10 protein-coding genes are annotated in these 14,372 nt (G+C 63.7%); 5 read left to right on the forward strand and 5 right to left on the reverse strand.

What is annotated here, in order from left to right; genetic code table 11:
- Positions 1-6: 6 nt before the first annotated feature.
- From bchL to bchF, 5 genes are read right to left on the reverse strand one after another with little or no spacing between them, the layout of a single operon-like run.
- On the reverse strand, positions 7-918 hold the full coding sequence (gene bchL / locus LHAB_RS09205) for a ferredoxin:protochlorophyllide reductase (ATP-dependent) iron-sulfur ATP-binding protein (protein WP_019425988.1): 912 nt from the start codon (positions 916-918) through the stop codon (positions 7-9).
- Positions 915-4,745 carry a magnesium chelatase subunit H gene (locus tag LHAB_RS09210; RefSeq protein WP_090045611.1) on the reverse strand — a complete coding sequence of 1,277 codons (3,831 nt, stop codon included), beginning with the start codon at positions 4,743-4,745 and terminating at the stop codon, positions 915-917. Before LHAB_RS09210 ends, bchL begins: the two co-directional genes overlap by 4 nt.
- Positions 4,720-6,363 (reverse strand): ferredoxin:protochlorophyllide reductase (ATP-dependent) subunit B, encoded by a 1,644-nt coding sequence (gene bchB, locus LHAB_RS09215; protein WP_090045614.1) that lies wholly within the window; start codon positions 6,361-6,363, stop codon positions 4,720-4,722. The genes LHAB_RS09210 and bchB overlap by 26 nt, the downstream gene beginning before the upstream one ends.
- 17 nt (positions 6,364-6,380) lie before the next feature.
- Positions 6,381-7,676 carry a ferredoxin:protochlorophyllide reductase (ATP-dependent) subunit N gene (locus tag LHAB_RS09220; RefSeq protein WP_090045617.1) on the reverse strand — a complete coding sequence of 432 codons (1,296 nt, stop codon included), beginning with the start codon at positions 7,674-7,676 and terminating at the stop codon, positions 6,381-6,383.
- The gene (bchF, locus tag LHAB_RS09225; RefSeq protein WP_090045620.1) at positions 7,673-8,182 is read right to left on the reverse strand and encodes a 2-vinyl bacteriochlorophyllide hydratase; all 510 of its coding nucleotides are present in this window, start codon (positions 8,180-8,182) and stop codon (positions 7,673-7,675) included. Before bchF ends, LHAB_RS09220 begins: the two co-directional genes overlap by 4 nt.
- A gap of 288 nt (positions 8,183-8,470) precedes the next feature.
- Between bchF and LHAB_RS09230 the strand changes: the two genes are divergently transcribed.
- The 5 genes from LHAB_RS09230 (at position 8,471) to LHAB_RS09250 (ending at position 14,362) form a co-directional block, all read left to right on the forward strand.
- Positions 8,471-9,238, forward strand: a complete 768-nt coding sequence (locus tag LHAB_RS09230; protein WP_228763398.1) for a cobalamin B12-binding domain-containing protein — start codon at positions 8,471-8,473, stop codon at positions 9,236-9,238.
- 133 nt (positions 9,239-9,371) lie between these two features.
- Positions 9,372-10,760 (forward strand): transcriptional regulator PpsR, encoded by a 1,389-nt coding sequence (gene ppsR / locus LHAB_RS09235; RefSeq protein WP_090045626.1) that lies wholly within the window; start codon positions 9,372-9,374, stop codon positions 10,758-10,760.
- 73 nt (positions 10,761-10,833) lie between these two features.
- Entirely contained in the window at positions 10,834-11,790 is a 957-nt protein-coding gene (gene chlG, locus LHAB_RS09240; protein ID WP_090045628.1) for a chlorophyll synthase ChlG, read from the forward strand.
- A complete protein-coding gene (locus LHAB_RS09245; RefSeq protein WP_090045631.1) occupies positions 11,787-13,157 on the forward strand; it encodes a BCD family MFS transporter in 1,371 nt (456 codons plus the stop codon). The genes chlG and LHAB_RS09245 overlap by 4 nt, the downstream gene beginning before the upstream one ends.
- Positions 13,154-14,362: a geranylgeranyl diphosphate reductase gene (locus LHAB_RS09250; RefSeq protein ID WP_090045634.1), complete on the forward strand. Its 1,209-nt coding sequence runs from the start codon at positions 13,154-13,156 to the stop codon at positions 14,360-14,362. Before LHAB_RS09245 ends, LHAB_RS09250 begins: the two co-directional genes overlap by 4 nt.
- Positions 14,363-14,372 lie beyond the last annotated feature (10 nt).

Genomic DNA, 14,372 nt, shown 5'->3' on the forward strand with positions numbered 1-14,372 from the left:
GGGGAGTCAGTCGAAACCCAGCAGGTCAAAAATGTCGCGGTCTTTCATGGGAATGGAGGGCAGGGCATCGGCCCCCAGCCAAAGCGCAGCGGCCAGGCGCAGGTACTCATCTTGCACGGCCTTGACGGCCGGTGTGGGCTCCAGCTCGAACAGGGTGCACTTTTGCAAACGGCTCTTGCGGATCTCGTCGAGCATGGGAAAGTGCGCCATGGTTTTGAGACCCGTGACCGCGTTGTACTTGTCGATCTGGTCGGTCGCGTCGCTGCGGTTGGCGATCACGCCGCCCAAACGCACGTTGTAGTTTTTGGCTTTGGCACCGATGGCTTGAACGATGCGGTTCATCGCAAAGATCGAATCGAAGTCGTTGGCGGTGACGATCAGCGCGCGGTCGGCGTGTTGCAACGGGGCGGCAAAACCGCCACACACCACGTCGCCCAGCACGTCAAAAATCACCACGTCGGTGTCTTCGAGCAGGTGGTGCTCTTTGAGCAGCTTCACGGTCTGGCCGACCACATAACCGCCGCAGCCGGTACCCGCAGGCGGGCCACCTGCTTCGACGCACATCACGCCGTTGTAGCCTTTGAAGACAAAGTCATCGAGGCGCAGCTCTTCGGCATGAAAGTCCACCGTTTCAAGGGCGTCGATCACGGTGGGCATGAGTTTTTTGGTCAGGGTGAAGGTGGAGTCGTGCTTGGGGTCGCAGCCGATTTGCAGCACGCGCTTGCCCAGCTTGCTGAAGGCCACCGACAGGTTCGACGAGGTGGTGCTTTTGCCAATGCCCCCTTTGCCGTAGACCGCAAACACCTTGGCGGTGCCGATCTTGACGGTGGGATCCATCTGGAACTGCACGCTGCCTTCGCCGTCTGCGCCGCGTACCCTCTGGATGCTGTTCACGGGGATGCTGGTGGTTTCGATCATGCTGGGAGTCCTTCTTGTATGCCTTCAAGGCGGTCTTCAAGTTCTTCGCCGGCACGCAGCAAAGCTGACATGGTTTCGGCGTCGGGTTGCCAGTACTGGCGGCGGGTGGCCTCCAGCAGGCGGTTGGCCACTTTGGCCGATGCGGTGGGATTGAGCTGGGCCATGCGCTCACGCATGGCGGGGTCCAGCACAAAGGTTTGGGCCAGTTGCTGGTAGACCCAGGGCTGCACTTGCCCTGTGGTGGCCGACCAGCCCATGGTGTTGGTCAGGTGCGCTTCGATTTGGCGCACGCCTTCGTAGCCGTGTTGCAGCATGCTTTCGTGCCACTTGGGGTTGAGCATGCGGCTGCGGGTTTCCAGCGCGACTTGTTCGGTCAGGCTGCGCACCACGCCATCGCCTTGGGTCTGGTCACCAATGAACACCGGCGGGGCTTCGGCGGCATTGCCGTCGCGCTGGTGTTTGGCCTGCAGCACGGCGCGGCTGATGCCACCCAGCGTGTCAAAGTAAGTGTCGATGCTGGTCACGCCCAGCTCCACCGAGTCGAGGTTCTGGTAGGTCAGCGAGACGCTGGCCAGCGCGCTTTGCAGCACCGAGGTGTTGCGCACCGGGCGGCCTTCGCGGCCATAGGCAAAGCCCTTGCGCTGGGTGAAGGCGTCGCCCAGTTCGTTTTCGCTCTCCCAGCAACTGCTGTCGATCAGGTGGTTCACGTTCGCGCCGTACGCGCCTTCGGTGTTGCCAAACACGCGCAGCGCGGCGCATTCCATGGTGCTGCCTTCGTGCTCGGCCAAGTAGGCCAGCGCGTGTTGGCGCACAAAGTTTTGCTCGACCGGTTCGTCGGCACTGGCGGCCAAAAACGCGGCTTCGGCCAGCAAGCGGATTTGCATGGGCAACAGGTCGCGGAAGATGCCGGACAAGGTGATGACCACGTCGATGCGTGGGCGACCCAATTCAGCCAAGGCAATCAGCTGGGCCCCTGCCAAGCGGCCGTAGCTGTCAAAGCGAGGGGCGGCGCCCATCAAGGCCAGGGCTTGCGCCATGGGGCTGCCTTCGGTCTTGAGGTTGTCGGTGCCCCACAGCACCATGGCCACGGTCTCGGGTAAGGCTTGGTGGTCTTGCTGGTAACGGGCCAGGAGCTTGTCGGCCTGGCGCTGGCCATCGCGCACCGCAAAGGCTGACGGCATGCGGAAGGGGTCGAGGCCGTGCAGGTTGCGCCCGGTGGGCAGCACGTTGGCGTTGCGGATCAGGTCACCGCCGGGGGCGGGTTGCAGGTAGCGACCGTCCAGGGCGCGCATCAGGCCTTGCATTTCGTGGTCTTCGCCCAACAGGCGGTTGCTGCGCACCAGTTGGCGCAGTGTCTCGGCTTGGGCTTTGTCGCTGGCATGCAGTTCGGTGCTGAACTGTGCGTTCAGTTGCGCTTCGCTCGCACCGTCGACTAGGGCTTCCATCAGGGCCGTGTTTGGGGCTGCAGTCAAACCCATGGCGTCGGCCATGACTTTGAGGGTGCCCAAGCGCTGCTCGCGGGTGGGGGCTTGGCCCATGACGTGCAAGCCTTCGGGGATGAGGGCGTATTCGAGTTCCAGCAACTGGTTTTGCAGCTGCTCGATCCAGGCGGTGGGGTCTGCCGCCTGATGGGCTGGAACCGACAAGTCAATGCTTTGCGCTTGTTCGCGGATCAGTGTGGTCAGGCTCTCGCGGTCCTGGGCCTGGTCGGGCCCCATTTGCTGCCAGCGCTCGATCGATTGCTGCAGGCTGACCAGCTCCTTGTACAGGCCCGAGTGCGTGAGCGAGGGCGTGAGGTAGCTCACCAGCGTGGCCGCGCCCCGGCGTTTGGCGAGGGCACCTTCAGACGGGTTGTTGGCCGCATAGAGGTAGACATTGGGCAGCGCGCCGATCAACCGGTCGGGCCAGCATTGGGCCGACAGACCGGTTTGTTTGCCGGGCATGAATTCGAGTGCGCCGTGCGTGCCAAAGTGCAGCACCGCGTCGGCGGCGTAGTCGTCGCGCAGGTAGCGGTAGAAAGCGCTGAAGGCGTGGGTGGGGGCGCAGCCGGTTTCAAACAACAGGCGCATCGGGTCGCCCTCGTAGCCAAAGCCCGGTTGCACCGTGACCACCACCTGGCCAAAGTCTGCGCCGAGCACAAAGATGGACTGGCCGTTGGTCAGGTGCTTGCCGGGGGCGGGGCCCCACTGCGCCTCGATCTCGCTGAGCCAGCGTTCGTTTTGAACATGGTGGCCGTTGTCGATGGCATGCAGCACATTGGCCTGCGTACCGTACTGGCTGGCGTTGCCGTGCAGCAGGCGGTTGCGCAGGTCGTCCACGCTGTCTGGCAATGTGACCTGGTAGCCCTCGAGCGACAAGCGCTGCAAGGTGTTGAACAGCGACTGGAACACCGATAAGTACGCGGCCGTGCCCACGCTGCCTGCGTTGGGCGGGAAGTTGAACAGCACGATGGCCAGTTTGCGATCGGCGCGAGGTTTGTCGCGCAGGCGCACCAAGCGCTCGACGCGGGCCGTCAGCATCTCGGTGCGCTCGCTGCAGGTGAACATGTCCTGGCTGCGCGGGCCGCTGGGGAAGGTGCAGCGCTTGTCGCAGCCGTGGCAAGTTTGCCCGGCGGGGCCAGGGCGGCCGCCGTAGACCATGGGCAAGATCGAGCCGTCGAGTTCGGGAATGGCCACCATGATGGTGTTTTCCACCGGCAAGAGGCCCCGGTTGGAGTCGCCCCATTGTTCGATGGATTGGAACTCGAGCGGGTGCGCTGCGATGTAGGGCACATCGAGTTCGCTCAGGGCCACTTCGGCTGCGCTGGCGTCGTTGTAAGCGGGGCCGCCGACCAGCGAAAAGCCGGTCAGTGACACCAGGGACTGGATGTTCGAGCCCGACCCTTGCTTGAAAAAACGGTCCATGGCCGGGCGGGCATCGAGGCCGCTGGCAAAGGCGGGGATGACGCGCAGGCCGCGCGCTTGCAGCGAGGCGATGACCGCGTCGTAATGCGCCGTGTTGCCCGCCAGCAGGTAGGACCGCAACAACAACAGGCCCACAGCAGGCTGGTCTTTGCGGCCGTGACCGGGCAGATCGCTCAGCTGCTCGCTGATGCGGTTTTTCATCTGCGGGTGGTACAGGCCCACCTCGGGGTATTCGATCGGGTCTTCGGGTTGGGCCAGGGCGCGCAGGGGCTCGCGCGGGCCTTGGGCGTAACGGTGCACCAGGGTTTTGACCAAGTGCTCGATGTTGTGCTCTGACCCGGCCAGCCAGTAGCGCATGGTCAAAAAGTACAGGCGCAGGTCTTGCGCGGTGCCGGGGATGAAACGCAGCAGCTTGGGTAAACGGCGCAGCATGGCCATTTGCTTGGCCCCGGCACTCGAGGGTGCGCCGGTCTCGGCACCGGTGTCTTTGTTCTTGGCGCTGGGGCGCAGTTTTTTCAGCAAGGCCATCAGGCCACTCGATTCGCGGCCCATCACCAGCTTGCCCATGCGGGTGAGCTGGGTGACTGGCGGAGCCGACATGATGCAGACCATGGCGTCACACTGTTCGCGGCGCGCCTGCAGGGCGTCGAGCACCGGCAGGAAATGGTCTTCCATGAACAGCATGGTGACGATCACCAGATCGGCCTGCGCCACGGCAGCCAGGCAAGCGGCCAGCGCCTTGTCGCTGTCGCGCCAGGCCGAGGCGCTGTGGGTTTGCAGGTGCAGGCCGGGCAGGTCGCGGGCCAGGCGCTCGGCAGCGCTCTCGGCGGCGCTGGCCAGGTGGCTGTCCATGGTCAGCAGCACCACGCTCATGCGCGGTGGTGTTGGGCCAGTCTGTTCAGCGGCTGAAATGGGCTTTGGCATCGTAGAGCGTCTCCACGGTGATGGTCGCCACGCCCAGGTCTTGGGCAAATCGCTCGGTGTTGCGGCGCGCTTTGCCCCGCACAAAGAACGGGATCTTGCCCAGCTCTTTTTCGGCTTCGGGGCTCCAGGTGGCCTGGTTCGAAGCGGCTTGTGCGGGGGCGGCGACCTTTTGAACGCTGTCGGTGGTCAGGGTGTCGGTGTGGGCGGGTGCCGCTGCTGAAACAACAACGGGTGAAGCAACAGGTGTAGCAACGGGTGCGGTCACTGCTGGTGCCACGTTTTCAGCCGCAGGCCGCGTGCTGCCCAAATGCGAGGGTGCAGCACCTGCGTGGAACTCGAAGTCTTCGCGGAACATGCCGATCAGGTGTTCTTCGAGACCCATCATCAGCGGGTGCACCCAGGTGTCGAACAGCACGTTCGCGCCTTCAAAACCCATTTGCGGGGCGTAGCGCGCGGGGAAGTCCTGCACGTGCACCGGGGCCGAAATCACTGCGCACGGAATGCCTTGGCGCTTGGCAATGTGGCGCTCCATTTGTGTGCCCAAGATCAATTCAGGTTGGAGTGCGTTGATTTGCGTTTCGACTTCCAAATAGTCGTCGGTGATCAGGGCTTCGACGCCGTAACGCTTGGCGCAGTCGCGCACTTCGCGGGCAAATTCCCGGCTGTAGCTGCCCAGGCCCACCACCTCAAAGCCCATCTCTTGGCTGGCGATGCGGGCGGCGGCGACCACATGCGTGGCATCGCCAAAAATGTAGACCCGCTTGCCGGTCAGGTAGGTCGAGTCGACCGACTTGGCGTACCAGTGGGCGTGGGCGTTGCCGGGGTCTTGCGCGGGCTGGGGCAGGCCGGTGAGGGTGCAGACTTCGGCGATGAAGTCGCGCGTGGCATGGCTGCCCAAGGGCACGGTCTTGGTGTAAGGCTGGTCAAACTGGCGCTGCAACCACTGGGCGGCAGCCAGGCCAATTTCAGGGTAAAGCACCACGTTGAAGTCGGCTTCGGCCAGTTTTTGCACATCGGCCACGCTGGCACTCAGGGGTGCGACCACGGCCACGTCCACACCAAGTTGGTTCAGCAGCTGGGTGATCTCTTTGACGTCGTCGCGGTGGCGAAAGCCCAGGGCGCTGGGCCCGAGGATGTTGCAAGTGGGGCGGGCTTTTGCGGGCTTTTCCGCAGCAGGTTTGTGCACCAGGTGGCGGCACAGTTGGTAAAAGGTCTCGCTCGCACCCCAGTTTTCCTTGCGCTGGTACGAAGGCAACTCCAGCGCCACCACGGGGATGGTCAACTGCAAGGCTTGGGCCAAGCCGCCCGGGTCGTCCTGGATCAGCTCGGCGGTGCACGACGAGCCCACCAACATGGCAGCGGGGTTGAAACGTGCCATGGCCTGGCGCGCAGCGTCTTTGAAGAGTTCTGCCGTGTCACCCCCCAGATCCCGCGCTTGGAAGGTGGTGTAGGTGACGGGCGGGCGGCGTGGCAGGCGCTCGATCATGGTGAACAGCAGGTCGGCGTAGGTGTCGCCCTGCGGCGCATGCAACACATAGTGCACGTCCGTCATGGCGGTGGCCACGCGCATGGCGCCCACATGGGGCGGTCCTTCGTAAGTCCAGAGCGTCAGTTGCATGGGGTGTTCCTGCGCTTTCAGGCCGCCAGCTTCAGGCGGCGTTTGAGTGGGCGGCTGAACAGGCCGGCAAGGTCCGCCGCCTGTTCGTAGCCTTGAATGGGCGTGAAGACCAACTCGATCGCCCATTTGGTGGTGATGCCTTGGGCCTCCAGCGGGTTGGCCAAACCGAGACCACACACCACCAAATTGGGGGCGTCGGCGATGCAGCGGTCGAGCTGCAGGTCCACGTCTTGGCCTTCGCTGATGCGGGTGCCTGCGGGCAAAAGGGCCAGCTCGGCGGCCATGTGTTGGCGGTGCAAATAGGGTGTGCCCACTTCCACCAAGTCCATGCCCAGTTCCCGGTGCACAAAACGCGCCAGCGGAATTTCGAGTTGCGAGTCGGGGAAGAAGAAGATGCGTTGGCCTTGCAGCATCTGGCGCTGCACAGCCAGGGCTTTTTCGGCGCGTTGGCGTGGCGCGGTGGTGGCTTGTTCAAACACCTCGGGGGCCACGCCAAACTCGGTGGCGGCCGCTTGCAGCCAAGAGGTCGTGCCTTCCACACCGAGTGGAAAGGGCGCCGGCAAATGCGCTGCACCGCGCGACTGCAGGGCGCGGGCGGTGTCGGCCAAAAAGGGCTGGGCCAGCAAATAGCGGGTGTTCGGGCCAACCGCCGGCATGGCCTGGCTGTTGCGCGGCGGGAAAAAGCTGACCTGCAAACCCATGCGATCAAAGAGGCTGCGCATCTGGTCTTCGACCACATCGGCCAGGGTGCCGACCACCATCAAGGCAGGGGCGGTGTCGGGTGCACTGGCGGGCAGGCCGGGGACCATGGCCGCCAGGCAAGCGTCTTCGCCCTGGGTGAAGGTGGTTTCGATGCCGCTGCCCGAGTAGTTGAGCACGCGCACGGCGGGGTGGTGGATCTGGTTTTGGCGCTCGGCGGCGCGCGACAAATCGAGCTTGATGACCTCAGACGGGCAAGAGCCCACCAAAAACAACAAGCGGATATCGGGGCGGCGGGCCAGCAACTGGCCAACCACGCGGTCGAGTTCTTCGTGCACATCGGCCAAACCGGCCAGATCGCGTTCGTCGATGATGGCGGTGCCAAAGCGGGGCTCGGCAAAGATCATCACGCCAGCCGCCGACTGGATCAGGTGGGCGCAGGTGCGTGAGCCCACCACCAGAAAGAAGGCGTCTTGGATCTTGCGGTGCAGCCAGATGATGCCGGTGAGGCCGCAAAACACCTCGCGCTGGCCGCGTTCGACCAAAGGCACGACGTCGGTGCAACCTGTGCTTGCAGCGGAGGTTTCGGCGCGGATCGGGATGACAGTGCTCATGTGCTGGCCTGTGCGCCCGTGTCGGGCATGGATGTGGAAGAGGGTTGCTTTTGCAGCCGCGCCATGCGCAGCTTGCGGATGTATTGCGCCGCGTTGATGGCGTAGCTGCCATAAGCGGCCAAGGCCAGCCAGAGCAAGTCATTGGCGCTCCAAGCGCCTTGCCACCACGCCCAAACATAGGCGGTGTGCAGCACCATGACCCCCATGCTGACCACGTCTTCCCAATAGAAGGCCGGCGCAAACAGGTACTGGCCGAACACCACTTTTTCCCAGATCGCGCCCGTGACCATGATGGCGTAGAGCACCACGGTCTTGAGCACCACCGAGGTCAGGGCCCAGTCGGTGTGCTCGCCGGTGTGCAAGCTGTTGACCACCAAATAGAGGCTGATGCCGAAAATCAGGAACTGCACCGGGGCGAGCACGCCTTGCACCAGCGTCCAGGCGGTCGCATCACGCCGGGCGCGTTGCGCTGGCGTGTACAAAACCTGAGGGCTTGAAGCGGGCATGGAGGACCTTGTTGGAGGGAGGGCTTGGCTTTGAATGTAAGTCTGGACATACAGTGTGTCAACACAAATTGACATATATTTGTGATGTCAGGGTTTACACTAGATACAATAGCCAGAAATCAAATCACACTTGGAACCGTGTTGTGTGAGAGCTTTTACGGGGTCTCACACCACGCACTTCTTGCGACGAGCACTCCGCCGCCCCGGAGCCTGCCGCTGGTGTATCCCTCCTGATGATCGGTGCTTGTCATGGCTCAATTCAATCCAGAAACTGCACACTCCCCGCCCTTGGCTGAGGGTTTTCGTCAGGCCTTGCCCGAAGCTTTGCGCCAAGGCGCGCCGGTCGGCCCGCGCTTGGTGGGCGGCACCAGCTTCACCGGCAAATCGGCACTCGATTTGGCACAAATCCAGATCCTGGCGCAGGCTTGCCTGCAGGGCTTGGACGCGGCGCGGCAAGTGGTCTTTGGCTGGCAGCGACAAGGCAAGTCCTTGGAGGACATCTATTTACAAGGCATCACGCCTTGTGCCCGTTTGCTGGGCGATTGGTGGTGCGCCGACCGGCTCGACTTCGCCATGACCACCATCGCGTCGGCCCATTTGCAGCAGCTGCTGCACGATTTCAGCAGCGAGTTTTTGCAGGAAGCCCCCCAGCAACGCCAGCCCTGGAGCCTGCTGTTGCTGACCGAGCCGGGTGCTCAGCACAGCATGGGTTTGTTCATGCTCAGCGAATTCTTCAAGCGTGCAGGTTGGCTGGTGACCGTGGGTGTGCCGCAGGATGTGCACGAATTCAAACGCCTGTTTCAGTCAGACTGGTTCGATGCGGTGGGCATCTCGGTGAGTACAGACCGCCACCTGGACACCTTGGCCACCTTGCTGCCAACGCTGCGCGAGGGCTCGGACAACCTGGGTCTGCAGGTGTTTGTGGGTGGGCCCATGGCCATTGTGGCGCCAGAGCGCCTTCAGGGCCTGGCCGCCGAAGTGCTGACCGAGGACGCTCCTGCTGCGGTGTTGCGTGTGACCCAAGCCATGCCGGTTGCGGCAGTGAACCTGAGATGAAATGGGCCCCTTGTGTGCGCCACATCACCTTGAAACTGCAAGGGCTAGCGGTTTTCCTGCCGATACCCGCCTATACTTGGATGACAAACCTAAGTGTCAACTTCTTGATGCTTGAACGCCGTTGATTGACACAATGAAGCTACCCTCTCTGGACCCCTCCACTTTTTCCCAGTTGCTGGGTGTGGTGTCGGACGTCACCCTGGTCATGGACCTCCAAGGGGTGATCGAGGACGTGTCGACAGGGCGCGACACCCTGGCTGCCTTGGGCTGCCAAGCCTGGATCGGTCGCCGTTGGATCGACACCGTGACCACGGAGAGCCGGGTCAAAATCCAGGAAATGCTGCAGTCCAAAGGCACACCCGACCTGTTGCGGTGGCGTCATGTGAACCACATGTCCCCCTTGGGCAACGAGGTGGCTTTGCAGTACGTGCTTTTGCCGCTGGGCGGGAACAAATTGCTGGCCTTGGGCCGTGACCTGGAGAGCCTGGCCGAATTGCAAAGGCGCTTGGTCGAAACCCAGCAGTCCATGGAGCGCGATTATTTGCGCTTGCGCCACATCGAGGCGCGCTACCGGGTGCTGTTTGACACCTCATCCGAGGCCGTGCTGATGGTGGATGCCAGCACCCAGCGCGTGCTGGAGGCCAACGTGGGCGCGCAGTCACTGCTCAAAGATGCCGGCAAACGCCTGGTGGGTCGCGATGTGCGCGAATGTTTTGAAGGCGAGAGCCAAGGCGAGGTGCAGTCCTTGCTGCGGACCGCGCTGGCCACCGGCCGCATCGAGATGTGCGCGGCCCGTGTGGCGGGCTTGTCCTCGGCCTGGACGGTGTCGGCCACGGTGTTTCGTCAGGAGGGCGGGGCGCAGTTTTTGGTGCGCCTGGTCACCCGCGAGGCGGCCTCGGCCACCCTGCACGAAGCCGGGTCTTCGGCCGCTTTGAGCGAAGCCATGGAGCGCTTCCCCGATGGCTGGCTTCTGACGGACACTGCGGGCTTGGTCAAGAGCGTCAACGAAGAGGGCATGGCCTTGCTGGGCCTGACGGCCTCGTCGCAGGTGGTGGGCCAAAGCCTGGAGCGCTGGCTCTTGCGCGGCGCGGTGGACTGGGGCGTGCTCAACACCAGCTTGCGACAGCAGTTGCCGGTGCGCAATTTCGCCACCGAGGTGCGGACCTTGTCGGGCATGACCTTGCCGGTGGAGGTCTCTGCCGTGTACTTGAGTCGCCCTGAGCCGATGTACGCCTTTTTTGTGCGCGACATGGACCGCCGCCTGCAAGGCGGTGCGTCGGCGTCGCAAAGCCAGAGCAACCCCTTCGCTGACTTGTCGCAGCTGGTGGGGCGCCGCCCGATCAAGGACATCGTGGGGGAGACGGTGGACACCATCGAGCGCATGTGCATCGAATCAGCCCTGGAGCTGACCCACAACAACCGCGCATCGGCCGCGGAAATGCTGGGTTTGTCGCGCCAGAGTCTCTATGTCAAGCTGCGTCGCTTTGGCATGGTGGCCGAGGTGGAAACCGACGCACCTTGAAGATTGTCAGTCTAAATTGACATTAAGTGTCAATCCCGGTTGACATTTTTAAAACTCTCTTCACAATGGGGGCATGGACACCCCGCCCCTGGCCCACGCGCCACACCCCCAGGCCCTCGCGACGCCGCTGAGTCGGCCCGCCTTGCGCACGGTGGCCGAATTCCTCAAACCCATCACCTGGTTCCCACCCATGTGGGCCTTTGCTTGCGGTGTGGTGGCCTCGGGCCAAGATTTGGGGGCGAACTGGGCTTTGTTGCTCTTGGGGCTGGTGCTGACCGGCCCCTTGGTGTGCGCCAGCAGCCAGGCGGTGAACGACTGGTTTGACCGGCATGTGGACGCCATCAACGAACCGAACCGTCCCATTCCCTCGGGCCGCATGCCCGGTCGCTGGGGGCTGGGCATAGCGATTGCCTGGACCGCCTTGTCGCTGATCTGGGCCACGCTCATGGGGCCTTGGGGTTTTGCGGCCTGCGCCTTGGCGATTGCGCTGTCGTGGGCCTACAGCGCACCGCCCGTGCGCCTGAAAAACAACGGCTGGTGGGGCAACGCGGCTTGCGCCCTGAGTTACGAAGGCCTGGCTTGGCTGACCGGCACGGCCGTCATGCTGGGCGGCGCCTGGCCGGGGCCCCATTCGGTGGCGCTGGCGCTGCTTTACAGCGTCGGGGCGCACGGCATCATGACGCTCAACGATTTCAAGGCCATCGAGGGCGACCGCCGCATGGGCGTGGCCTCGCTGCCGGTGCAACTGGGTGCGCACGGTGCGGCGCGCATGGCCTGCGTGTTCATGCTGGTGCCTCAAGTGGTGGTGGCGGCTTTGTTGCTGAACTGGCAGCTGCCATGGCACGCGTCAGCCGTTGTGGCTTTGGCGGTTGCGCAGGGGCCCTTGATGGCCAAGTTTTTGCGTCAGCCTGTGGAGCGTGCCTTGCATGTGTCGGCCTTTGGTGTGCCGCTGTTTGTCAGCGGCATGATGGTCAGCGCTTGGGGCCTGCGCCAGTGGAGTGGCTTGCACAGCAGTGTGGGGGGCCTATGAACGCTCAGAGCAATGCATCGGTGTTTGGCTGGTTCCAGATCATCCGATTGGGGCTGATCCAGGCCTGCTTGGGCGCGGTGGTGGTGGTGACCACGTCCACGCTCAACCGCATCATGGTGGTCGAGTTGGCGTTGCCCGCCTTGCTCCCCGGATTTCTGGTGGCCTGGCATTACGCGGTGCAGATGGTACGCCCGCGCATGGGCTTTGGCTCTGACAAGGGGCGCCGCAGCACGCCCTGGATGATGGGCGGCATGCTGGTGCTGGGCGTGGGCGGTGTGATGGCCGCCTGGGCCACGGTGTGGATGGCCACGCAGCCTTTTTATGGCGCTTTGCTGGCTTGGCTGTCCTTTAGCCTGATTGGTTTGGGCGTGAGCGCCTGCGGCACCTCGCTGCTGGCCCTGATGGCCAAGCGCGTCCCCGACGAGCGACGCGCACCTGCAGCCACCACCGTGTGGCTGATGATGATCGTCGGCTTTGCGGTCACTGCAGGTGTGGTGGGCAAGCTGATCGACCCCTACAGCCCACAGGTGCTGCTGCAGGTCTCGGCAGGGCTGAGCCTGCTCACGGCGCTGATCACGGCGCTGTGTTTGTGGGGCCTGGAAAAGGGCGGTGACCCCTCACAGGCCGCCGTAGCGAGTGCGGGCACCGAGCGCCTGCAAAAGCAAAATTTCAAAGAGGCTTTTCAAGAAGTCTGGGCCGAGCCAGCGGCGCGCACTTTCACCGTGTTTGTGTTCATGTCCATGCTGGCCTACAGCGCACAGGATTTGATTTTGGAGCCCTTTGCGGGCGCGGTGCACGGTTTCACGCCGGGGCAGACCACGCAGCTGTCGGGCTGGCACCACATGGGTGTGTTGATCGGCATGCTGGCGGTGGCCGGGGCGGGTTCGCGTTGGGTGGCTGGGCGACTCGGATCGGTGCAAGCCTGGATGGTGGGGGGCTGCCTGGTCTCGGCGTTGGCCACAGTCGGCTTGGTCAGCTCGGCCCTGTCGCAGGGGTGGCCGCTCAAGGCCAACGTGGTGTTTCTGGGGGTGGCCAACGGCGCCTTCTCGATCGCGGCGATCGCCACCATGATGCGCCTGGCCGGCGAAGGTGGCGCGGGCCGCGAAGGCACACGCATGGGTTTGTGGGGCGCGGCGCAAGCGGCGGCCTTTGGCTTGGGTGGATTGCTGGGCACTGCCGCCAGCGACCTGGCCCACGCCTTGTTGGGTGAACAGCGCACGGCCTATGCGGCCGTGTTTGGCATGCAAGCGCTCATGTTTGCGGTCTCGGCAGCGGTGGCTTCGCGCCTGCGCACCGGGCCAGCAATGCAGCGAGCGCCTTTGCGTTTTGACGGTCCCGTATTGCTCAAAGGTGGGTCAAGCTCATGAACCAAACCGATTACGATTTTGTGGTGGTGGGCGGAGGGCCTTCGGGCGCCACCGCTGCACACGACTTGGTGCGCCAAGGCTGGCGCGTCTTGCTGCTCGACCGACAGGGCCGCACCAAACCCTGCGGCGGCGCGATTCCGCCGCGCCTGATCCAGGACTTCGACATCCCCGACCACCTGCTGGTGGCCAAGGTGCGTTGCGCCCGCATGATTTCGCCGACCGACAACAAGGTCGACATCCCGATTGACAACGGCTTTGTCGGCATGGTGGACCGCGACGAGTTCGACGAGTATTTGCGTGACCGCGCCGCCCAGTCAGGCGCGGTGCGCTGCCAGGCGATTTTTGACAAGCTGCAGCACGACGACAGCGGCCAGTTGTGGGTGCATTACACCCCGGTCACGCCCAAAGAACATGCGGCGCTGGAACACGCGCAGCCGGTCAAGGTGTCGACCCGCATGGTGGTGGGGGCCGACGGCGCACGCTCGGAAGTGGCGCGCCAGGCCATTCCCAACGCGCACAAGACCAAGTATGTGTTCGCGTACCACGAGATCATTGAGTCGCCTGTGGGCCAGCCCGGCTATGACGCGGCGCGTTGCGACGTGTACTACCAAGGCGAGGTCTCGCCCGACTTTTATGGTTGGGTCTTCCCGCACGGCAAGACCATGAGCGTGGGCATGGGCAGCGCCGACAAAGGTTACTCGCTGCGCAGCGCCACGGCGCGTTTGCGAGAAATTGCGGGTCTGACCCACGCACCCACCTTGCGCCGCGAAGGCGCGCCCATCCCGCTCAAGCCCTTGCCCCAGTGGGACAACGGCCGCGATGTGGTGGTGATCGGGGACGCCGCTGGCGTGGTCGCCCCCTCTTCGGGCGAGGGCATTTACTACGCCATGGACTGCGCCCGCCGTGTGGCCAAGGCCGCCCACGAGGCGCTCAAAACCGGCAACAGTGCCTGCCTGAAACAAGGCCGCAAAAGTTTCATGAAGCAGCACGGCCGGGTGTTCTGGATCCTGGGCGTGATGCAGTACTTCTGGTACCAAAACGACAAACGCCGCGAAAAGTTCGTCAAGATCTGCGAAGACCGCGATGTGCAGCGCCTGACGTTCGAGTCCTACATGAACAAGGAGCTGGCGCGCAAGGACCCGATGGCCCATGTGCGCATTTTCCTCAAGGACATGGCCCACCTGCTCGGGCTGGCGCGGACCTGATGCGCTGGCT

This window comes from Limnohabitans sp. 2KL-27, from assembly GCF_001269345.1.
Classification (GTDB): domain Bacteria; phylum Pseudomonadota; class Gammaproteobacteria; order Burkholderiales; family Burkholderiaceae_C; genus Limnohabitans_A.

Coding starts and splice junctions, on each gene's coding strand:
- bchL (WP_019425988.1), bottom strand. CDS start 918: ATGATCGAAACCACCAGCATCCCCGTGAACAGCATCCAGAGGGTACGC.
- LHAB_RS09210 (WP_090045611.1), bottom strand. CDS start 4,745: ATGCCAAAGCCCATTTCAGCCGCTGAACAGACTGGCCCAACACCACCG.
- bchB (WP_090045614.1), bottom strand. CDS start 6,363: ATGCAACTGACGCTCTGGACTTACGAAGGACCGCCCCATGTGGGCGCC.
- LHAB_RS09220 (WP_090045617.1), bottom strand. CDS start 7,676: ATGAGCACTGTCATCCCGATCCGCGCCGAAACCTCCGCTGCAAGCACA.
- bchF (WP_090045620.1), bottom strand. CDS start 8,182: ATGCCCGCTTCAAGCCCTCAGGTTTTGTACACGCCAGCGCAACGCGCC.
- ppsR (WP_090045626.1), top strand. CDS start 9,372: ATGAAGCTACCCTCTCTGGACCCCTCCACTTTTTCCCAGTTGCTGGGT.
- chlG (WP_090045628.1), top strand. CDS start 10,834: ATGGACACCCCGCCCCTGGCCCACGCGCCACACCCCCAGGCCCTCGCG.
- LHAB_RS09245 (WP_090045631.1), top strand. CDS start 11,787: ATGAACGCTCAGAGCAATGCATCGGTGTTTGGCTGGTTCCAGATCATC.
- LHAB_RS09250 (WP_090045634.1), top strand. CDS start 13,154: ATGAACCAAACCGATTACGATTTTGTGGTGGTGGGCGGAGGGCCTTCG.